10 protein-coding genes are annotated in these 21809 nt (G+C 67.0%); 5 read left to right on the top strand and 5 right to left on the bottom strand.

Features of this window, described 5'->3' with window-relative positions; genetic code table 11:
* Positions 1-101 precede the first annotated feature (101 nt).
* Positions 102-11126, bottom strand: coding sequence for a hypothetical protein (locus ACFQRC_RS07265; protein WP_379959466.1), 11025 nt, complete (start codon positions 11124-11126; stop codon positions 102-104).
* Between the two features lie 387 nt (positions 11127-11513).
* Here ACFQRC_RS07265 and ACFQRC_RS07260 point away from each other — a divergent pair, with 387 nt between their 5' ends.
* Genes ACFQRC_RS07260 through ACFQRC_RS07240 form a run of 5 tightly spaced genes read left to right on the top strand, consistent with a single transcriptional unit; the run spans position 11514 to position 16381 of the window.
* Positions 11514-12470, top strand: a complete 957-nt coding sequence (locus tag ACFQRC_RS07260) for a DnaJ C-terminal domain-containing protein (protein WP_379959463.1) — start codon at positions 11514-11516, stop codon at positions 12468-12470.
* A gap of 6 nt (positions 12471-12476) precedes the next feature.
* Positions 12477-13442 carry a YihY/virulence factor BrkB family protein gene (locus ACFQRC_RS07255; protein ID WP_379959461.1) on the top strand — a complete coding sequence of 322 codons (966 nt, stop codon included), beginning with the start codon at positions 12477-12479 and terminating at the stop codon, positions 13440-13442.
* The gene (fabI, locus tag ACFQRC_RS07250; RefSeq protein WP_379959459.1) at positions 13439-14257 is read left to right on the top strand and encodes an enoyl-ACP reductase FabI; all 819 of its coding nucleotides are present in this window, start codon (positions 13439-13441) and stop codon (positions 14255-14257) included. The genes ACFQRC_RS07255 and fabI overlap by 4 nt, the downstream gene beginning before the upstream one ends.
* Positions 14258-14302: 45 nt before the next feature.
* On the top strand, positions 14303-16093 hold the full coding sequence (locus ACFQRC_RS07245) for an SLC13 family permease (RefSeq protein ID WP_379959456.1): 1791 nt from the start codon (positions 14303-14305) through the stop codon (positions 16091-16093).
* 6 nt (positions 16094-16099) lie between these two features.
* Complete coding sequence (locus ACFQRC_RS07240; protein WP_379959453.1) at positions 16100-16381, top strand: acylphosphatase; 282 nt, start codon at positions 16100-16102, stop codon at positions 16379-16381.
* On the opposite strand, the gene ACFQRC_RS07235 is transcribed toward ACFQRC_RS07240, so the two are convergent.
* From ACFQRC_RS07235 to ACFQRC_RS07220, 4 genes are all read right to left on the bottom strand, one after another.
* Entirely contained in the window at positions 16378-17262 is an 885-nt protein-coding gene (locus ACFQRC_RS07235) for a class I SAM-dependent methyltransferase (protein WP_379959450.1), read from the bottom strand. The genes ACFQRC_RS07240 and ACFQRC_RS07235 overlap by 4 nt on opposite strands.
* A gap of 21 nt (positions 17263-17283) precedes the next feature.
* Positions 17284-18573 carry an adenylosuccinate synthase gene (locus ACFQRC_RS07230; RefSeq protein ID WP_379959448.1) on the bottom strand — a complete coding sequence of 430 codons (1290 nt, stop codon included), beginning with the start codon at positions 18571-18573 and terminating at the stop codon, positions 17284-17286.
* 183 nt (positions 18574-18756) lie between these two features.
* The gene (gene serA / locus ACFQRC_RS07225) at positions 18757-20334 is read right to left on the bottom strand and encodes a phosphoglycerate dehydrogenase (protein ID WP_379959445.1); all 1578 of its coding nucleotides are present in this window, start codon (positions 20332-20334) and stop codon (positions 18757-18759) included.
* 68 nt (positions 20335-20402) lie between these two features.
* Positions 20403-21593, bottom strand: a complete 1191-nt coding sequence (locus ACFQRC_RS07220; RefSeq protein ID WP_379959442.1) for a phosphoserine transaminase — start codon at positions 21591-21593, stop codon at positions 20403-20405.
* Between the last annotated feature and the right edge of the window lie 216 nt (positions 21594-21809).

Below are 21809 nucleotides of genomic sequence, written 5' to 3'. Positions count from 1 at the left end.
TTGTCGCGTCTTGCCGAGGTGGATTCATGTTCAGTCGACAGCCAGGATTCAGCCGACTTCGAGCGGTTCGGCTAGGACGCGGACTCGCGGGTGGCTAGTCTTCAGGGGATGCCCACGAAATCGGCGCTGGTGAGGGCGGTGCCGGCGTCCACCCTGGCGAACAGCACGGCCGCGCCCCCCCCGACGCCATCGGCATCGTAGAAGATGCGCCCCGTCGCCGAATCGTAAAGGATCCGATCGTCCGCGTCCTGCGCCGCGATTCCCGCAGCGAAGGCGGCCGCGTCGAGAGCGCCGTTCGACGCGATCCCGCCGAACACCGATCGGTCGAGCAGGATCGAATCGTCCGCTGCGACGAAATCGAGGATTTCATCGACGTTGCGCCGGGCGTCGAGCGCGCTGTCGAACTGGAAGCGGTCGGCACCCGCGCCGCCGGTCAGCCGATCGAGCCCGGCGCCGCCGTTCAGCAGATTGTTGGCGCCGTTGCCGGTAATGGCGTTGGCGAGAGCGTTGCCGGTCCCGGTGGCTGCCCTCGACCCGGTGAGAACCAAATTCTCGACGCTGGCGCCCAGCACAAAGGAGACTGAGCTCCGTACCACATCCAGCCCGGCCCCGGATTCAATCACCCGGTCGCCGGCATTGTCGACGATATAGGTGTCGGCGCCGGCCCCTCCGCGCATCGTGTCGGCGCCCGCTTTGCCGTCGAGCCGGTTGGCGCCGCGATTTCCCGTGAGTGAGTTGGCGAGGTTGTTGCCGGTGCCGTTTATGGCGTCGGTGCCGGTGAGGGCGAGATGCTCGACATTGCGGGCCAGCACGTGGCTCACCGAGCTCGACACGCGATCGGTGCCGGCATTGAGGCCTTCGACCACACGATCGGAAGCATCGTCGACCACGTAGCTGTCATTGCCCGCGCCGCCCGCCATGCGATCCGCGCCGTCCCTTCCATCGAGCCGGTCGTTGCCGCCGCCGCCGCTCAGAACGTTGACGGCCGAATTCCCGGTGAGCGTGTTGGCGAGCGCGTTGCCGGTGCCGTTGATCGCGAGAACTCCGCTCAGGAACAGCCGCTCGATATTGTTGGCCAGCGTGATCGTGACCGAGCTTCTGACCGTGTCGGTGCCGGCACCGGCGGCCTCGATCGTCCTGTCGCCCGCATTGTCGACATAATAAGTGTCGTTGCCGGCCGCGCCTTCCATCACGTCGGCGCCCTCGCGTCCGTTCAAACGGTTGGCGCCCGAATTGCCGGTGATGCGGTTGGCGAGCGTGTTGCCGGTGCCGCCCAGATTGGCGGAGCCCGTCAGGACCAGCCGCTCGACATGGTTGCCGAGGGTGAACGTCGCCGAGCTCTCGACCGTGTCGATACCGTGCGCCGCCGACGTCTCGATCGCCTTGTCGGTCGCCCGATCGGCCACATAAATGTCGTTGCCGGCTCCGCCGGTCATGCGGTCGGTCCCGAGACCTCCGACCAGCAGGTTGGCGGCCGCGTTGCCGGTGAGCGTGTCGTTGAAGCTCGAGCCTTGCAGCCGTTCGAAATTCGCGACCGTATCGAACCCGCCGCCGCCGGTATTCTGGCCCGCCAGCACGGCCAGGCTCACCCGCACCCCGGCCCCGGCCCCGGCGTAGGAGAGCATGTCGATGCCGGTGCCGCCGTCGAGCCGGTCGTTGCCGCCGCCGCCCTCGATGATATCGCCGCCGGCCTCGCCGCTGAGCATGTTGGCGGCCGCATCTCCGGCGAGGCTGTCGTCGCCCGAGCCGCCGATGATGTTCTCGAAACCCGCAATCACGTCTTCGGACACGCCGCCGACGCTGACGGCGACGGCGCCGGCTCCGTTGAGGGCGATGGCCAGCGCCAGCGTCTTGTCGGCATAATCGGCCGTGTCGACGCCGCCCGCGCCGTTGAGACTGTCGTTGCCGGCGCCGCCGCGAATCGTGTCGTCGCCGTCGCCGGTGACGATCTCGTCATGCCCGCTTCCGGCGGTGACGACGAAATGCTCGACCGAGTTGAAGCTGGCATACCAGCCGATGCTGCTGCGGTAGAAGGAGCCGTCGAACCCGCCCAGCCCCGCATTGGCGGAGGGGCCGCTGCCCATGTAGATGCGCGTCGTCGCCGCGCTCCAGTCGAGCACCATCGTATCGTCGCCCGATCCGCCGAAGAAAGCGTCGTGGCCCGCGACCAGGGCGGCGATGTCGTCGCCGCCGCCCAGATGCAGGTTTTCGTTGCCGCCGTCGTGGACGGTGGCGTCGGTGGTGGTGATCACATCGTCGCCGGAGCCGGTATGGAGCGTCCCGAACTGCTCGAAATTGACGAAGCTGCGGCCGCCCCCCGCATAGGAATTGGTCTGGAGGTTCCAGACGATCTTCGTGGTGTCGGTGCTGTAATCGGCGCTGATCCGATCGATATCGGCGCCGCCGTCGGCGATGTCCCGGCCCGATCCGACATGGACGTCGTCATGGCCCGCGCCGCTGCGCACGATGTCGTTGCCGGTCGCCGTGACGAGCGTGTCGTTGCCGCCGCCGGTGCTGATCTCGAACTGCTCGACCGAATTGAAGCTGGCATGCCAGCCGACGCTGCTGCGGTAGAAGGAGCCGTCGAACCCGCCCAAAGCGGCGTTGGCGGAGGGGCCGCTGCCCATGTAGACGCGGTTGTCGACATAGCTCCAGTCGAGGATCAGCTTGTCGGTGCCGAGGTCGCCATAGACCGCGTCATGGCCGGCCACCGACGTGGCGATGTCGTTGCCCGCGCCCAAGTGCAGGGTCTCGTTGCCGCCCTCGTGAACCGTGGCCGAGCTCGTGGTGATGCGATCGTTGCCGGATCCGGTGCGGAGCGTTCCGAACTGCTCGAAGCCGGTAAACTCCCGGTCGCCGCCGGAATAGCTGTCGGTCTGGAGATTCCAGATGATGGCTGTCGCGTCGCCGCCATAGTCGGCGCTGATCCTGTCGACATCGGCGCCGCCATCGGCGCGGTCGTTGCCGGTCTGGACGTAGATGTCGTCGTGGCCGGCATTGCCGCGGACGATGTCGTCCCCCGCCGCCGTGACGAGTGTGTCGTCGCCGCTGCCGCTGCTGATCTCGAAATGCTCGATCGAGGTGAAGGTCGCATACCAGCCGACGCTGCTACGGTAGAAGGCGCCGTCGAAGCCGCCCAGCGCGCCATTCTCGCCCGGACCGCTGCCCATGTAGACGCGATTGCCGACATGGCTCCAGTCGAGCACCATCGTATCGTTGCCCACGTCGCCGTCGACGCGGTCGTGGCCGGCGACCAGGGTGGCGCGGTCGTCGCCGGCACCGAGCGCCAGCACGTCGGTGCGGTCGGCGATGGTCGTGACGATCACGTCGTCGCCGGCCCCGGTCCGCAGGTTGGAGAGATATTCGAAGCCGGTGAAGATTCGTCCGCTGCCCGAATAGCTGTCGACTTGCAGATCCCACAGGATCGCGGCCGCATCGCCGCTATAGTCGGCGGCAAGGCCGTCAATGCCCTCGCCGCCATGGGCCTCGTCGCGGCCGGTGCCGACATCGACGTGATCGTCGCCGAGGCCGAGGCGAACGACATCGTCGCCAGTCGCGGTGACGATGTCGTCATTGCCGCTGCCGGTGGTGACGACGAACCGCTCGACCGAATTGAAGGTCGCGTACCAGCCGATGCTGCTGCGGTAGAAGGAGCCGTTGAACCCACCGAACGTGTCGTGGAGCGCGGGATTGGTGCCCATATAGACCCGCGTCGTCGCGTTGCTCCAGTCGAGTATCATCGTGTCGAGACCGTCGCCGGCGAGGAGGGTGTCATGGCCCGCGACGAGCGTGGCCGTGTCGTCGCCCGCGCCGAGATGCAGCGTCTCGTTGCCGCCCGAATGCGTGGTGACCCCGGACGTCGTGATCACGTCATTGCCGGAGCCGGTGTAGAGGGTGCCGAACTGCTCGAAATTGGTGAAGCTGCGAGCGCCGCCCGAATAATGGTTGGTCTGGAGGTTCCAAACGATCCGGTTGGCGTCGGTGCGATAATCGGCGCTGATCCGGTCGTTTTCGGTCCCGCCGTCGGCGGTGTCGTTGCCGGAGCCGACATGGACGTCGTCATGGTTGGCGCCGCTGCGGACGATATCGTTGCCGGCCGCGGTGACGAGCGTGTCGTCGCCGGTGCCGGTGGTGATGTCGAAATGCTCGATCGAGTTGAAGCTGGCATACCAGCCGACGCTGCTGCGGTAGAAAGAACCGTCGAAGCCGCCTAGCGCCGCGTTCGCCACCGGATCATTGCCCATGTAGACGCGATTGTTGACCTGGCTCCAGTCGAGCACCAGCGTGTCCGCGCCGGCCTCGCCGAACACGGTGTCATGCCCGGCGACGAAGGTAACGCGGTCGTTGCCGGCGCCGAGATGGAACGTCTCATTGCCGCCTGAATGGGTCGTCGCTGCGGTGGTGGTGATGACATCGTTGCCCGAGCCGGTGCGGAGCGTTTCGAACTGCTCCAGATTGGTGAAGCTGCGCGCGCCGCCCTGATAGGTGTTCGTCTGAAGGTTCCAGACGATGCGGGTCGTGTCGGTGCGGTAATCGGCGCTGACCCGATCGACGCCGTCGCCGCCGTCCGCTATGTCGTTGCCCGAGCCGACATAGATATCGTCATGGCCGTCGCCGCTGCTGACGATGTCGTTTCCGGTCGCCGTGACGAGAGTGTCGTCGCCGCCGCCGGTGCTGATCTCGAAATGCTCGATCGAGTCGAAGCTGGCGTACCAGCCGATGCTCGACCGGTAGAAGGAACCGTCGAAGCCGCCGAGCGCCGCGTTGGCGGCGGGGTCGTTGCCCATGTAGACGCGATTGCCGAACGCGCTCCAATCGAGCACCATCGTGTCGCTGCCGGCATCGCCAAAGACGGTGTCATGATCGGTGCCGGGATCGAGCCGGTCGTCGCCGCCGAGGCCCCGCAGCTCCTGCCCCCAGGCATTGCCCACGAGATGATTGTTCCGCGCGTTGCCGGTGAGGTTGATGTCGCGGTCGTGATCCTGAAGGAACACGTTCTCGACATGCTGCCCCCAGTCGACGTCGAGGCTGTAGCTATAGGTGGTGCCGGCGGCGGTGAGCAGGGTGGTCCGCAGCAGGATCGTGTCGGTGCCGCCGTTCGCGACCTCGCCGGCGCCGGTGACGCCGGAGCGGGGCGCCGATCCCAATCCAATCGTGTCGCCGAGGCTGTCGAACCTGTAGGTGTCGTTGCCGCCATAGCCCCAGAAGGTGTCGGCTCCGCCCATGCCGTCGAAGATATTGGCCGCTCCATTGCCGATGAGGCGGTTGGAGAGGCCGTTGCCGGTGCCGACCGCGACCGTGCCGAGGAGCTGCAGATCCTCGACATTGGCGGCGAGCGTCAGTCCATAATCGACCGACGTCCTGATGAGGTCGACGCCTTGGCCGCCGAGCTCGATCACCTGATCGTCGGGGAGGGCCGGGCCGTTGCCCACCTCGTCGACGAAATAGACGTCGTCGCCTCGGCCGCCCACCATGATGTCGGCGCCCGTCAGGCCGTTGATCGTGTCGATGCCGAGGCCGCCGACCAGCCGGTTGACCCCCGCCTTGCCGGTCAGCTGGTCGTCATGATCGGAGCCGACGGCGCCTTCGATATTCTGGAGCGTGTCGATGGCACCGCTGCCGTCCGTCGCTTGGCCGCCGGAGAGATCGACGACAACGCCGGCGTCGTCGTCCACATAGATCGCCATATCGGCGTTGCCGCCGCCGCCGTTGAGGATGTCGGCGCCCGTGCCGCCGTTCAGCTCATCGTCGCCGATGTCACCGGTGAGGCGGTCGGCGCCGTCGACGCCCTCGATGCGTGAGCCCACTTCGTTCGCGTGGATGCGGTCGGCGAACAGGGAGCCTGTCACGTCCTCGATCGTCGCGCGGCCCTCGAGGCCGGCGACGAAGCTGTCGGTCGATCCGAGACCATCCTGAGCCGAGCGCGCCGCCTGGGTGAGGCCGCCGACGGTGCGCGCGCCGGCCGCGAGGTTGACGAATATCCCGGCGGTCGAGGCGAGATAGGTGACGCGGTCGCGGTCGGCGCCGCCGTCCAGTGCATCCGCCCCGGTGCCTCCGACCAGCCAATCGTCGCCGCCGCCGCCGAACAGCTCGTCGGCGCCCTCGTCGCCGCGCAGCAGGTCCTCGTCTCCCTCGCCGTGCAGCTCGTCGGCGCCGACGCCGCCGATCAACAGGTCGTCGCCGCCGCCGCCGTAGAGGAAGTCGTCGCCTTCGTAGCCGCGCAGCTCCTCCGCCGTGACGGCTTCGGTGGCATAATCCTCGACCGTCGCATCGTCGGTGCCGCGGATACTGTCCCCGAAGCGGGAGCCCGAGACGATCTCGATGCTGTTGAAGCTGTCGCCCGCTGCGTCGCCTGTATTCTCACCCGTCACGATCCGCTGCAGTGACACCGCGTCGAGAATGGTGCCCCGCGCGTCGCTTCCGCCGACCTCGCGGAACTCGAGGCGGTTCGCGCCGCCCGCGCCGGTGCCCCCGGCGGCGGCCACGACGGTGACGGCATATTGCTGGAGCGTCGTAGAGGCGGGCGCGACGGTTCCGACCTTGACCCCGTTCCACCAGACTTCGAGCGTTGCGGTCGGGCTGGCGTTGATCGGGCCGCCAGTCGGCCTCCCCGCGGAGAAGGTCAGGCGCAGCGACTGGCCAGCCGCCACCCCGCCGATATCCTGATAGATTGACAGGTTCTCGCCGGGATCGGATTCCAGGTCGAGCGCGGCCGTGCCGCTGGCGGGCGCGAAGGCGCTGTTCGTGCCCGTGGTGTTGAGTTCGAACTCCTCGCCGGCGGGATCGAACTTGCCCCAGCCGAACAGGGCGCCGGTCATGCGCCAGGTGACGCCGTCATAATCGTTCGGCGCGGCCAGAATCCATTCGCGGCTCTGGTTGACCCCGTCCTGGGTCTCGAAGCTGCCATTGACGATCAGCTCGCCACCGTCGGTGGTGACCGCGCCGCGGTTCACTGTCACGCCGCTGGCGCTGTTATAATAGGTCGCCTCGTCACGCCCGTCGCCGCCGATGAGGTCGTCGGCGCCCCCGGCGCCTTCGAGGATGTCGTTGCCGCCCGCGCCTTGGAGATCGTCATCGCCGCTGTCGCCGAACAGGAAATTGGCCTCGCCGTCGCCGACGATCAGATCATCATGGGCCGAGCCCTGGACATTCTCGATGCCGTCGAATGTGTCGCCTAGCGCGTCGCCCGCCGTACCGACCCCGGCGAGGTTGAGCGTCACGCCGTCCTGCGCGTCCCAATAGCTGGCGCTATCCACGCCGTCGCCGCCGATCAGATCGTCCGCCCCGCCACCGCCGATCAGCAGATCGTCGGCCGCGCCGCCGTCGAGCGTGTCGTCGCCAGCCTCGCCGTAGAAGGTCTGGGCAAGGACGCCGCCGGTCATGCCGTCGCCGAACCGGGAGCCGCGGATCGCCTCGACCTGCTGGATCCTGTCGTCGATCCGGAGAGTCCCCGACACGTCCTGCCGCACGGTGAAGACGAGGCCGTTGGCGGAGGTGGTGAGCGTCACGCCGCCGCTGGCGAAATAATAGCCGACCTGATCGTAGTCGGCGCCGCCGTTGATATTGTTCGCGCCCTCGTTGCCGATCAGCCAGTCGTTGCCGGCGCGGCCCATCAGCTGGTCGTTTCCGCCGGCGCCGTAGAGCTGATCGTTGCCGCCGGTGCCGCGCATGATGTCGTTGTGGCCGGAGCCCTGAAAGCCTTCGATCCCGGAGAAGGAGTCGCCGGCCGCGTCGCCTGTATTCTGCGCGAGGTTGACGAGGTCGAGCGTGATCGCGCCCGCGGCGTTGAAGTAAGTGGCGACGTCGAAGGTTCCGCTGTCGCCAGCCGCGTCGCCGCCATGAATGTCGTCGGCCCCGTCGCCGCCCTCGATATAATCGTCGCCGTCATTGCCCTTTATGTTGTCGTTGCCGGCGCCGCCGAGCAGCCAGTCGTTGCCGTCGCCGCCCGACAGCGAATCGTCCGCCGCGCCGGACTGGATGGTGTCGTCGCCGGCGCCGCCGCCAAGGTCGGCCGCGACCTGTACGCCGCTGTCGAGGAGGATCTGGTCGTTGCTCGCGCCGCCCTCGCCGCGGATGAGGCCGATCGCGCCCACCTCGCCTTCGACGAAGCGCTCGGACAGGCCGAATCCGCCGAGGCGCAGGCCGCCGGTGAGGCCGCTGACCTCGACCACCTCGCCGCCGTCGGCGCGGTTGTCGGAGGTTCCGTTGCGGTCATGGTCGCGCAGGCCCGAATCGGCGCCGATGTTGAGGTGGAGCTCGGAGCCGACCATGTGGCCCAATTGGGGCGAGACCGGATTGTCGTCCGCGCCGGCCTCGCCGGAAATGTCGATGAGGGTGAGGCGCGGCGAGGAGAATTCCCAGACGGTGCCGCGGAAGGGCGGCACCCCGAGCTCGAGCGCCGCGCGGAAGCCGGCGGTGATGCGCCCGCCGCTGATCTCGAAAAGCGAGAAGGGGTTCGAGATGACGGTGTCGATGTAGATCTTGCCATCGCCCTCCGCCAAATCCTCGTCGAGGTCGAGCCGCAGCTCGCCGACAATGTTGCCGCCGCCGCTCAACCGGCCGATAATGGCTTCGATCGCGCCGCCGATCTCGACGCCGGCGCGAAGGATGATCTCATCGACATCGACTCCATCGGCATTGTTGTCGTCGAGATAGAGGCCGTTCAGGATCATGCCGGCCTGGCCGGCGTCGAAGCCGAGATCGGCCCAATCCTGGAGCCCCGTCGAATCGAGGCCGAAGGCCACGTCGATGATCGCCTGGAACGCCACGCCGATGTCGAGGGTGATGAGCGGCACCCCCCAGATCGGCGTCGACAGCAAAGTCTCGAAGGCGATTGGATTGCCCTCGGCGTCGAACTCGCCGATGCCGATCTCGATCGGCGCCACATCGACGGTGACGAGATCGATCGTCTGGCCCATGAGCAGGCGGATGGCGTTGATCGGATCCTCGATGATCGGAATGTTGAAGACCGAGCTGTCGATCAGATCCTCGACGGCGGAGGTCGCGAGCTTGCCCTGGACGACGTCGGTCCAGAGCGTCCCGCTGCCGGTCGAACCCGAACTCAGGCCCTGCAACAGTTCGAAGATGTCCACGCCCGCCTCTGCGAAGCCGTTGCCGTCGAAGGGCAGGTTGTTGAGCGCCTCGGTCGCGCTGTTCACATTGTCGAGAACGAGCTGATAGTCGCCGACCGCGAACTCGAAGCCGGGATTGAAGATGTTGCCGGTGAAGACGTTGATCAGGTTCGCGACTTGCCCGATGACCTCGATCAGTTGCGCGATCGGTCCGGGATCGAAATCATCCACGTTATCGACGCGGTCGGCCAGCTCGAGCAGGTCGATAAGGGTGACGTGGGTGGCGGCGTCGGCTTCGCCGTTGGTGTCGACCACGTCCATATTCGCTTCCCAATCGTCGGGAAGGAACGGCGAGAGCGACTTGTCGAGGACCTCGAGCGCCTGGTTGAGCGGCACGATCACGCCCGCCATCTTCTCGACCACCGGCCGCACGAAATTCTCGATGAAATCGCCGAGATCGTAGCGAACGTCGTCGAAGCTCAGCGTGAGGTTGCCCGGGTCGGCGGTGAACTGGCCGCCGTTGAGGCCGGCGCTGAACGAATAGTCGCCGCGCAGAATGGCGTCGAGCGAGGGCGCCGCGGACCCGCCGGCATCGGCATGAAGCGCGATGTCGAGATCGAGGTCTCCGTCGGCATTGACGTTCAGGATGTCGGCGCCGAGCTCCGAAACGCGAATCTTGCCGTCGATCGTGCCGGTATCGGTCAGGCTGCCCGCCAGGTTCAGGCTCAGCGTATCCGCGTCGGCGAGCACGCCCGGATTGTTGTTGACGAGACCGGTCGCTTCGTTGGTGGCGTTGAAGTTCAGATAGCCGAACTTCGCATCGAGGCTGGTGTTGCCGAGCGACACGTTGGCGCCGAGATTGAAATTGCTGTTGCCGCTGTCGAGGTAGAAGCCCGACGAATCGAGGCCGAAGGAGATGCCCGCGGAAGCGTGGGTGGTCGCCGCCGCGGTTCCCTCGAGCGTCAGGTTGAGCGAATCCATGCCGAGATCGCCGGCGTTGAACGTGAAGGTGTCGGTCCGCGCTCCCCTGACCAATATGGTGATGTCGCCCGCATTCACGTTCACGAAAGGCGTTGGAAAGCCGCTGTCGTTGAGACCCGCGGCATCCATGAACTGATCGATCTTGGACTGTATCAGAGCCTCGAGATCCTCATCCGTCATCGTCGCGAAGTTGGCGGCGCCCTGGACGGCGTTGAACGCGTTGACCAGCGCCGTCTTCACCTGGCTGATGGTGGTCAGCGCATCGCGCACGTCGCCGGTCGCGCTCTGGTAGATTTCGCCAAGCTGGGTTCCGAGGATCGGGAGGTCCGCGTCGAAGGCGTCGGTGTCGAGCAGGCTCTCGATCCTCGCGAGGGCGGCGCTGATGCCGTCGCTCAATTCCTGGATGTCGCTGGCCGTGATGGCGCTGGCGACTTCCTGCGGGATGGCCGCGCTCCCGGCCAGCTGGATGTCGGGATCGCTGGCGAAAAAGTCGTCGCTGCTCGGCCCTGCCACCCGCGCATTTTCCGCCCCTCCAATGGGGAGGTAGGACGGCTCATCCGCGACCATCCGGTCGCCGGCGCCCAGCATGGGATCGCCGATCTCCGCTTCGCTATCCATATGTGCGACGGGTTCGATCTGCGAAGATGCCGCGACCGCCGGGCCGCCGCCATCAACGTCCGCATATTGGAACGTGCCCTGCGGCCGGGGTTCATCGAGCGCCGCCGCGGCATCCGTTGCAAGCTCACCCCCGGTTGCGCCCGAAGGGGCGGGCCCGTCCATGGCCGGTCGTTCGACCATGCCGGATGCGTATTGATCGCCGGACGGCTGGATTTCGCCGAGCGCGTCGACGCCTGGCTCCGATCCACTCCCCGGCTCGGCGGCAAGGATGGCGCCGGCGTGACGGGCCTGGGACTCCTCCTCGCCCTGCTCCGGCGCCGCGTCTTCGCCGCGGCTGACGAGGGCCGCGAGCGCGCCGCTCAGTTGGTCAAACGAGTGCCGGGATTTTCGGGCAGAGCCCTCTCCAGCACCGTCCGACGATTCCACGCGACTGAACTGCGACCCCAAGTCCGCCATGACTGGTCCCTCCCCATAGGCTTCGGCTCATCGGCCGCCGCCCCACACGCGATCAGCCACCCCGCAGTTCGACTCGCACATTACTGAAAGGCACCAAAAAATACGCCTCCGCAACACGCGCGTCAAAAGAATTAACTATTACAAGTCAGTCGATTTCGACCCGTTATTGAACGGGCGGAAGGAGCCGACTTTCGGATGCTCTTGCCGGATCGACAGCACGGCGGATCGGGAGCTAATGCGCGGGCCATTCGGCAGGTGATAAGCGACGGACGGATCGTCGAGAAGGCGGTCTCGGCGGCGCCCCGTCGGACCGCGAGCGCTGTCGAGTAGCAGCCGCCGCCAAGGACAAGTCTGGACTTTTGCGGCGGTCTGGAGAACGAAGCTCGAATGGCGGACCTTTATTCACAGCTCGGCGTGGCGCGTGGCGCGAGCGAGGCGGACATCAAGAAGGCCTATCGCAAGCTTGCCAAGGAGCTGCACCCGGATCGTAACAGGGACAATCCCAAGGCGACCGAGCGTTTCTCGAAGGTGACGCAAGCCTATGACATCCTCACGGACAAGGACAAACGCGCCCAATATGATCGCGGCGAGATAGACGAGGACGGCAATCCCAAATCGCCGTTCGGCTTCGGGCGGGGCGGGCCGCAGCCGGGCGCGGGCGGCGGATTCCGGCGCGGTCCCGGGCCGGATTTCGGCCAAGGCGGGTTCGCGGGAGGCGAGGCCGCGGACCTTTCCGACCTGTTCGAGGGCCTGTTCGGCGGCCCGCAGCGGCGTGGCGGTGCGGCCGGCTTTGGCGGCGCCCGCCGACCGCCCCCGCCCAAGGGCGCGGACGCGCTCTACCGGCTGCCGGTCTCGTTCGAGGATGCCGCGACGCTCGCCGACCAGCGGGTGACGCTGGCGGGCGGCAAGACGGTCGACATCAAGCTGCCCAAGGGGGTCGAGGAGGGGACGAAAATCCGTCTCGCCGGCCAGGGCCAGCCGGGGCCGGGCGGAAATGGCGATGCGATCGTCACCATCTCGGTCCAGCCGCACCGTTTCTTCCGGCGCGAGGGCGACGACGTTCGGCTCGATCTGCCGATATCGCTCGACGAGGCGGTGCTCGGCGCCAAGGTCAAGGTCCCGACCGTCGAGGGCGCGGTCATGCTGAGCGTGCCCAAGGGGTCGAGCTCGGGCAAGGTGCTGCGCCTCAAGGGCCGCGGCTTCACCGGCAGGAGCGGCGCGCGGGGCGACCAGCTGGTCACCTTGCTGATCGAGGTCCCTGCCGACGATGCCGCGCTCGCCGGGTTCGTCGAGAGCTGGCCCGGCAAGGGGAAAGGAAACCCGCGGGCCGGGCTGGGCGTCTAACCACCCGTGACCAACATCTCCCCCGAAAGCCCCGAGGAAAGGCGCAAGCGGTTTTCCGGCCCGCGCAAGCGGATCAGCGGCCACTGGCAGCGGATGAAGTCGGCCGGCTACGCCTTCGAAGTGGTGAAAAGGGTAGCAGTCGGTGTTTATAATGACGGCTTCATCCATGCCGGCAACCTCGCCTACCTCGCGCTTCTGACCTTGTTCCCGTTCGTCATCGTGGCGGCCGCGGTGGCGCGCCTCGTCGGGCAGCAGGAAGGCGGCATGGAAGCGGTGATCGGCCTGCTCCAGACGATGCCGCCGAGCGTCGCGGAAGTGCTTTCCAAGCCGATCGCGGACGTGCTCGAGGCGCGGTCCGGCAACCTCCTCTGGTTCGGCGCGCTCGTCGGGTTGTGGACAACGGGCAGCTTCATCGAGACGATCCGCGACATCATCCGCCGCGCCTATGGCGTGACCTTCAGCCGCCCCTTCTGGGAATATCGGCTCGGCTCGGTCGGCATGATCATCGCGTCGGTGATCCTGGCGATGGTCGCTTTCTCCGTCTCGATCGTGCTGAGCAGCGTCCAGGCGTTCGTCGTCCGCACTCTGCCGGTCGCCGACGACATCGTTGCGTTGTTCACGATCTTCCGGATCGTCCCCGGGCTGGTGCTGTTCGGCGCCCTCTATCTCCTTTTCTACACGCTGACGCCCAAGCGCTATCGCAAGCGAGGGTGCCTCAAATGGCCGGGCGCCGCCTTCGTCACCTTGTGGTGGCTGGCGACGACGGCCTTGCTGCCGGTGGCGCTGTCGACGCTCGGCGGCTACGACCTCACCTATGGCGGCCTCGCCGGGGTGATGATCACGCTCATCTTCTTCTTCATCATCGGCCTTGGCGTCGTCATCGGCGCCGAGCTCAACGCCGCACTAGCGGAGGTGCCGGAAGAAGCCCTAAAGGAGGGCGAGGAAGCATTTTACAACAGGGAAAGCATATGAACGGCCAAGCGACGCAGGGACTGATGGCGGGCAAGCGCGGGCTGATCATGGGCCTGGCCAACGACCGCTCGCTGGCCTGGGGAATCGCCAAGGCGCTGGCCGAGCAGGGCGCGGAACTCGCCTTCAGCTATCAGGGCGAGGCGCTCGCCAAAAGGGTGGGGCCGCTCGCGCAGCAGCTCGGCTCCGATTTCCTGATCGACTGCGACGTCTCCGACATGGCCGCGCTCGACCGCAGCTTCGCCGTTCTGAAAGGACGGTGGGAGACGATCGACTTTCTCGTCCACGCGATCGGCTTTTCCGACAAGAACGAATTGCGCGGCGAGTTCGTCGACACCAGCCTCGACAATTTCCTGATGACGATGAACATCAGCTGCTACAGCTTCGTCGCGGTGACGAGGGCGGCCCGGGCGATGATGCCCAATGGCGGCTCGATCCTCACCCTTTCTTATTACGGCGCCGAGAAGGTCATCCCCCATTACAACGTGATGGGCGTCGCCAAGGCGGCGCTGGAGACCAGCGTCAAATATCTCGCGATGGACCTGGGGCGCGAGAAGATCCGGGTGAACGCGATTTCGGCCGGCCCTATCAAGACGCTGGCGGCGAGCGGCATCGGCGATTTCCGCTACATCATGAAGTGGAACGAATATAACGCCCCCTTGCGCCGCAACGTCACGATCGAGGATGTCGGCGGTTCCGCCCTCTATCTGCTCTCCGATCTTGCCAGCGGCGTCACCGGCGAAACCCATCATGTCGACGCCGGCTACAACGTCGTCGGCATGAAGGCGGAAGACGCCCCGGACATCGCGACCACGTGAGGCCCGTGACCACGATGCCGGTGAGGGGATGATGGAAGCGTCTCGATGACCGCGATCGACGCCTATATCCAGGCGCACCAGGCGGCGATCGGCCTCGTCATCCTGGGGCTGATGTTCGCCGGCTTCCTCACCGAGCGCTTCCCGGCCGCGGTGGTGGCGATCCTCGGCACCTGCGTCTTCCTCGTCCTCGGCATATTGGACGAGGACGGGCTGATGACCGCCCTCGCCAATCCGGCGCCCTATACGATCGGCGCCATGTTTGTCCTGTCGGGGGCGCTGCTCCGGACCGGCGCCATCGACGCCATCGCCAGCAAGATCGTCGAGCGGGCCGGCAAGCATCCGCGTCTCGCGACGGCGGAGCTGTTCCTCGGCGCCTTCGTGGCTTCCGCCTTCATGAACAACACGCCGGTGGTAATGGTGCTGATTCCGATCATGGCCCGCCTCGCCCACGCCACCGGGACCAGCGCCAAGCGGCTTTTAATCCCCTTGTCCTTCGTCGCCATCCTCGGCGGCACGATGACGCTGATCGGCACCTCCACCAACCTCATCGTCGATGCCGTGGCGCGCGACGAGGGGCTGCCGGCGTTCGGCATTTTCGAGATCGCGCCCTACGGTATCGTCACCGCCGCGACCGGCGCGCTGGTGATGGTCCTGTTCGGCCGCTGGCTGCTGCCCGAGGGCGATCCAGAGACCCTCTACCGAAGCGAGGAGCATACGCAGTTCCTGACCGAACTCGCCGTGCCGCCGGGCAGCAGCGTGATCGGGCGGCAGATCGGGACGATACCCGCTCTGCGCCGCGCGCGTACCAAGGTGATCGCGCTGAAGCGCGGCGGCCGGATCATCCGCCACGAATTGCCGGAATATGCGATCACCGCGGGCGACCATATCGTCATCCGGACCGACGTGGTCGAGCTGATGTCTATGCGCAACTCGCGCCAGTTCGAGGTCGGGCTGGGCGCCGCCAACGCCCCGCCCGCCAATAGCGAGACGGTCGTCGAGGCGACCATCGCGCCCTCGCATCCAAGCCTCGGCCGGCGGCTCGCCGATATTCCTTTCCTGTCGCGCGTGCGGGTGCGGATCCTGGGCGTGTCCCGCCACGATCATGTTCCGGGGCCCGACCTTCCCAACGCCCGGATGCGCGCCGCCGACCGCCTGCTCGTCACCGGGTCGGACGATGCGATCCGCCGCATGTACGAGAATCCCGGGCTGCTCGGCGTCGGCCAGACCCGGACCCGCGCCTTCCGGCGCCACCGCGCGCCGATCGCGATTGCCGCGCTGGTCGCCGTCGTGAGCCTGGCCGCGCTCGATATCCTGCCGATCCTGACGGCGGCCTTGCTGGCGGTCGGCGCGATCCTCGTCGCGCGCTGCATCGACGCCGAGGAAGCCTGGGGCTCGGTCGATGGCAACGTCCTGATTCTCATCTTCGCGATGCTGGCGGTGGGGGCTGCGCTCGAGCAATCGGGAAGCGTCGCCATGGTGGTTTCGAAGCTCGGGCCGACGCTGGAAAGCGTGCCGCCCTGGGCGCTCGTCTTCGTCGTCTACGGATTGTGCGTGCTGATGACCGAGCTCATCACCAACAATGCGGTCGCGGTGCTGGTGACGCCGCTGGTGATCGCCATCGCCCGCGACCTCGCCGTCGATCCTCGGCCGCTGGTCATCGCCGTGATGTTCGCCGCCTCGGCCAGCTTCGCCACGCCGATCGGCTACCAGACCAACACCTTGGTTTATGCCGCCGGCAATTACCGTTTCCTCGACTTCATCCGCTTTGGCGGGCTGGTGACCATTTTCGTGGGGCCGATGACCTGCCTCGCGATCCTCGCTTTCTATCCGAACTGACCTTCGATGGCGGACGTCGCGAAGCGGATCAGCGTCACTGGCCGGGTCCAGGGCGTCTTCTACCGCAACTGGACGGTCGAGCAGGCTCGGTCGCTGGGCGTGGCCGGCTGGGTAAGGAATCGCCGCGACGGCAGCGTCGAGATATTAGCGGCCGGCGAGGAGGAGGCCGTGGAGGCGCTGATCGGGCTTTGCCGGGATGGACCGCCGGCGGCGGCGGTGGAGAGTGTCGAGGTGGAGAATAGCGCGGATGAGGCGCCGCGACCCTTCACCAAGCTGCCGACCGCCTAGAGCGCGATGAAATATGTTTGAATCGTCATTGCGAGGAGCGCGAGCGACGAAGCAATCCAGTCTGAGCCGGCGCCCGTCTGGATTGCTTCGCTCCGCTCGCAATGACGGTGTGTTAGCGTAAACCCATCCGGCTCTCGGACCCTCGTCCCCACCAACGTGCCCTTGGTCCCGCTCTTGAGCAGCCTGAAATCGAAATCCGGCCACATCTTCCGCCATCGCCGGGCGATCACCCGCTCGCCGGGACGGGCGCCGTCGTCGAGCATGATCGTGCCGCCGGGCGTGATCCGGCCGAACAGGGTCGCCGCCGCGCCGCGCGTGAACGGATGGATCGTCCAGGGCGGCCCGTCGATCAGCATGAAATCGATGGCGTCGGGCAGCGGCTCGTGATCGTACCACAGGCCCGCCCAGCCGCCCAGCGCCGGAACCAGGGGCGCAGCGCGAAGATCGGCGGCGAGGCCATGCTCCGCCAGCCAGTTCCGCGTCGCCTCGACGAAATCGCCATGCTGGTCGAACGCGATGTGGAGACCGCCGCCGGCCATTTGCAGCGCCCGGGCGATGATCAAAGTCGAGGCGCCGGCGCCGAACTCCACCACCACCTTCGGCTTGGTGGCGAGGATATGGTCGGCAACCAGGGCAAGCAGGCCGACATCGGCCTTCCAGCTGCCGAGATGGGGCAGCGCGCCCTCGGGGAGGTCCAGCCGCTCGAGCAGCGCCCGCTTGCGCTGCTTGCTCCCGCCATGGAGGCTCTTGAGCAGCCAGGGCGTGTTGATCGGGCCGAAGGCGAAGAGGGTGGCCCAGTCGCGCAGGGTGCGCTTGCGGCGCGACCATTCGGCGCCGGCCTGCGCCCGCGGGAGTAGCCCGGTTGCCTCGCGTGAAGTCATGGTCGGCCTCGTGTCAGTGGATCAGTCGGCGAAGGGATCACGCACCAGGATCGTATCCTCACGCTCGGGGCTGGTCGACACCAAAGCGACGGGGCAGCGTATCAGTTCCTCGACGCGGCGGATGTACTTGATCGCCCGGGCGGGCAATTGCGCCCAGCTGCGCGCGCCGGCGGTCGATTGCGGCCAGCCCTCGATGGTCTCGTATATGGGCTCGACCGCCGCCTGATCGGCGGAATGAGTGGGAAAATGGTCGAGAACAGCCCCGCGCAGCCGGTAGCCGGTGCAGATCCGGAGCTCGTCGAAGCCGTCGAGAACGTCGAGCTTGGTGAGCGCTATGCCGGTGACGCCGGACACAGCCATCGACTGGCGCACGAGCACCGCGTCGAACCAGCCGCAGCGGCGCTTGCGCCCGGTGACGGTGCCGAACTCGCGGCCGCGCTCGCCCAGCCGCTGGCCGATCGCATCGTCCAGCTCGGTCGGGAAGGGGCCGGAGCCGACGCGGGTGGTATAGGCCTTGACGATGCCGAGCACGAAGCCCGCCGCCGAGGGCCCCATGCCAGTGCCGCCCGCCGCCGTGCCGGCGATCGTGTTGGACGAGGTGACGAACGGATAGGTGCCGTGATCGACATCGAGCAGCACGCCCTGCGCGCCCTCGAACAGGATGCGCTTTCCCTGGACCTTGGCGTCGTTCAGCGTCAGCCATACCGGCCGCGCGAAGCGAAGCACGAAATCGGCGATCTCGCCCAGATCCCGCTCCAGCCGGGCGCGGTCGACCGGGGCTTCGCCGAAGCCGGCGCGGAGCGCGTCGTGATGGGCGCAGAGGCGGTCGAGCTGCGGCCCCAATTCGCCGAGATGGGCGAGATCGCAGACCCGGATCGCCCGGCGGCCGACCTTGTCCTCATAAGCCGGGCCGATGCCGCGCCGGGTGGTGCCGATCTTGCCCTGCCCGCTGGCATCCTCGCGCAAGGCGTCGAGATCGCGGTGGAAGGGCAGGATGAGCGGGCAATTGTCGGCGATCTGGAGATTGTCGGCGGTGATGGAGACGCCCTGCGCCGTCAGCTTTTCGACCTCGGCCTTGAGCGCCCAGGGGTCCAGCACCACGCCGTTGCCGATGACCGACAAGGTGCCGCGCACGATGCCTGAGGGGAGCAGCGACAATTTGTAGGTCTGCTCGCCGACGACGAGGGTGTGGCCGGCATTGTGGCCGCCCTGGAATCGCGCGACGACGTCGGCCCGGCTGGCGAGCCAGTCGACGATCTTGCCCTTGCCCTCGTCGCCCCACTGGCCGCCGATCACGGTTACGTTCGCCAAGACACTTCCTCGGAAAAATGACGGGCCGGCTCTAGGGGGACTCCCGTGCCGCGTCCAGCCATGTGCTGGGGATTGCCGCGACAAACGCCCCCTTCGTCATCGCGACGAAGGGCAATCCATTCGCACCGAGAATGGATTGCTTCGCTCCGCTCGCAATGACGAAGTCCGCGTCGAAGGATCGCCTCAGAAACGCAGCGGCTTGACCTCGCGCACGCCCTCCAGCGCCCGGATGCGCTGGAGCAGGGGCTGGTCGATAGGGCTGTCGACCGAGAGCAGCAGCACCGCCTCGCCCCCGGCCGTGCGGCGGCCGAGCTGGAAGGTGCCGATATTGACGCCGGCTTCACCCAAAGTGGTCCCCAAGCGGCCGATGAAGCCGGGGGCATCGTCGTTGGCGACATAGATCATGTCGCCCGCCAATTCGGTCTCGATGCCCATGCCGAGCATCTCGACGAGGCGCGGCTTGGCGTTGCCGAACAGGGTGCCGGCCACCGACTTGGGGCCGTCCGGCGTGGTCGCGGTGACCCGCACCAAAGTGTGGTAATCGCCCTCGCGGTCGTGGCGGACCTCGCGCACGTCGAGGCCGCGCGCCTTGGCCAGGAAGGGCGCGTTCACCATGTTCACCGCGTCGGAATAAACGTGCATCAGTCCGGCCAGCACGGCGCCGGTGATCGGCTTCGGGTTGAGCTCCGCGGCCGCCCCTTCCACCTCGATCGCGACGCCGCTCAGCCGGCGCCCCTCGATCTGCCCGATCAGCGAGCCGAGCTGCTGGGCCAGCTCCATATAGGGCTTGAGCTTCGGCGCCTCCTCGGCCGAGAGCGACGGCATGTTGAGCGCGTTGGTGACGCCGCCGGTGACGAGATAATCGGACATCTGCTCGGCGACCTGGATGGCGACATTGACCTGGGCCTCGGTGGTCGACGCGCCGAGATGCGGCGTCGCGATGAAGCCGGGCGCGCCGAAAAGCGGGCTCTGCTTCGCCGGCTCGTCGACGAACACGTCGAGCGCCGCCCCCGCCACCTGCCTGCTGTCGAGCGCCTCCTTGAGCGCCGCCTCGTCGATGAGGCCGCCGCGCGCGCAATTGACGATGCGGACGCCGCGCTTTGTTTTGGCGAGATTCTCGCGAGAGAGGATATTGCGGGTCTGATCGGTGAGCGGCGTGTGGAGCGTGATGAAATCGGCGCGGGCGAGAAGCTCGTCCAGGGTCGCTTTCTCGACGCCGAGGTCGACGGCGCGCTCAGGCGTCAGGAAGGGGTCGTAGGCAATCACCTTCATGCGCAGGCCCAAGGCCCGCTCGGCGACGATCGAGCCGATATTGCCGGCGCCGATCAGGCCGAGCGTCTTGCTGGTGAGCTCGACGCCCATGAAGCGGTTCTTCTCCCACTTGCCGGCCTGGGTGGAGAGGTCGGCGGCGGGCAGGTCGCGGGCGAGCGCGAACATGAGCGCGATGGCGTGCTCGGCGGTGGTGATCGAATTGCCGAAGGGCGTGTTCATCACCACGACGCCCTTGGCCGAGGCGGCGGGAATATCGACATTGTCGACGCCGATGCCGGCGCGGCCGACCACCTTGAGTTTCGCCGCCGCCTCCAGCAGGTCGGCTGTCACCTTGGTGGCCGATCGGATGGCGAGGCCGTCATAATCGCCGATGATCGCCTTCAGCTCTTCCTTTGAGAGGCCGGGCTTCTCGTCGACCTCCACTCCGTGAGCGCGGAAGATTTCGGCGGCTTTCGGGTCCATCGGGTCGGAGATCAGGACTTTGGGCATGTGTGGGTTCCTTGTGCCCCGGCGGAAGCCGGGGTCCAGTCTGGGCACCGGCTTGCGCCGGTGAACGATCAGTTGTTCCGTGCTTCCGTAAAAGCCCAGTCCAGCCAGGGAGCCAGCGCCTCGATATCGTCGGTCTCGACCGTGGCGCCGCACCAGATGCGGACGCCCGGCGGCGCGTCGCGATAGCCGGCGATGTCGAACGCGGCGCCCTCCGCCTCCAGCAATGCGGCCATCTTCTTGACCAGCGCGTTCTGCCCCTCTTCGTCGAGCCCGCGCACCGCATCATCGGCGAATTTCAGGCAGACGCTGGTATTGGACCGGCTCGCTGGATCGGCGGCGAGATGCTCGACCCAGGGAGTCGCCTCGACCCAGGCGCTGAGCGCGGCGGCATTGGCGTCGGCCCGCGCCATCAGCGCCCTCAGGCCGCCCAGATCCTTCGCCCATTCCAGCGCGAAGATATAATCCTCCACCGCGAGCATCGACGGCGTGTTGATCGTCTCGCCTTGGAAAATGCCTTCGATCAGCTTCCCGCTTTTGGTCATCCGCATCAGCTTGGGCAGCGGCCGGTCGGGCGTATAGCTCTCCAGCCGCTCCACCGCGCGGGGAGAAAGGATGAGGATGCCGTGCGCGCCCTCGCCGCCCAGCACCTTCTGCCAGCTGAAGGTGACCACATCGAGCTTGTCGAATGGCAGGTCCTGCGCGAAGGCGGCCGAGGTCGCGTCGCAGATCGTCAGGCCCTCGCGCGCCTCGCTGATCCAGCCGCCATCGGGCACGCGCACACCCGACGTGGTGCCGTTCCAGGTGAAGACGATGTCCGACGACTGATCCACCGCCGCGAGGTCGGGCAGTTCCCCATAAGGCGCCTTCATCACCGTCGCGTCGAGCCTGAGCTGTTTCAGAACGTCGGTGACCCAGCCTTCGCCGAAGCTCTCCCAGGCAAGCATGGTCACCGGCCGCGCGCCCAGCATCGACCACATCGCCATCTCGACGGCGCCGGTATCCGAGCCCGGAACGATGCCGATCCGGTGCGTGGACGGCACGCGCAGCACCTTGCGGGTCAGCTCGATCGCGTAGGAAAGCCGGGCCTTGCCGAGCTTCGACCGGTGCGAGCGGCCGAGCGATCCCAAAGCGAGATGTTCGGGACCCCATCCCGGCGGCTTGGCGCAGGGGCCGGAAGAGAAATAGGGTCGCGCGGGGCGTATTTGCGGCTTTCCGCGATGCGCGGGCGCAACAGTGGCGCCGGGTTCGATATTCGTCACGTTCAGTCTCTCCTCGCAGAGAGCGCGCGCCGCGTTGGGACGGCGTGGCCCGCCGCCGGACTTAGAGGCGGGCGCGGGGGTGTCAACAGGTCTTCACCCGGCGGCCGGACAAAAGCGCGCCACGAGCCGAAAGCCGGAGGCGAGTCGGCGCGGAGACGGAACGTTTCGACTCGTCTTGGTTAACGAACGGGTTGACGCGGCGACTCCCGATGCCGC

It is taken from the genome of Enterovirga sp. GCM10030262 (assembly GCF_042666435.1).
GTDB lineage: Bacteria > Pseudomonadota > Alphaproteobacteria > Sphingomonadales > Sphingomonadaceae > Allosphingosinicella.
This window is presented reverse-complemented; position numbering and strand designations above follow the sequence as displayed.

Coding starts and splice junctions, on each gene's coding strand:
- ACFQRC_RS07240 (WP_379959453.1), top strand. CDS start 16,100: ATGGCGGACGTCGCGAAGCGGATCAGCGTCACTGGCCGGGTCCAGGGC.
- fabI (WP_379959459.1), top strand. CDS start 13,439: ATGAACGGCCAAGCGACGCAGGGACTGATGGCGGGCAAGCGCGGGCTG.
- ACFQRC_RS07260 (WP_379959463.1), top strand. CDS start 11,514: ATGGCGGACCTTTATTCACAGCTCGGCGTGGCGCGTGGCGCGAGCGAG.
- ACFQRC_RS07245 (WP_379959456.1), top strand. CDS start 14,303: ATGACCGCGATCGACGCCTATATCCAGGCGCACCAGGCGGCGATCGGC.
- ACFQRC_RS07265 (WP_379959466.1), bottom strand. CDS start 11,126: ATGGCGGACTTGGGGTCGCAGTTCAGTCGCGTGGAATCGTCGGACGGT.
- serA (WP_379959445.1), bottom strand. CDS start 20,334: ATGCCCAAAGTCCTGATCTCCGACCCGATGGACCCGAAAGCCGCCGAA.
- ACFQRC_RS07235 (WP_379959450.1), bottom strand. CDS start 17,262: ATGACTTCACGCGAGGCAACCGGGCTACTCCCGCGGGCGCAGGCCGGC.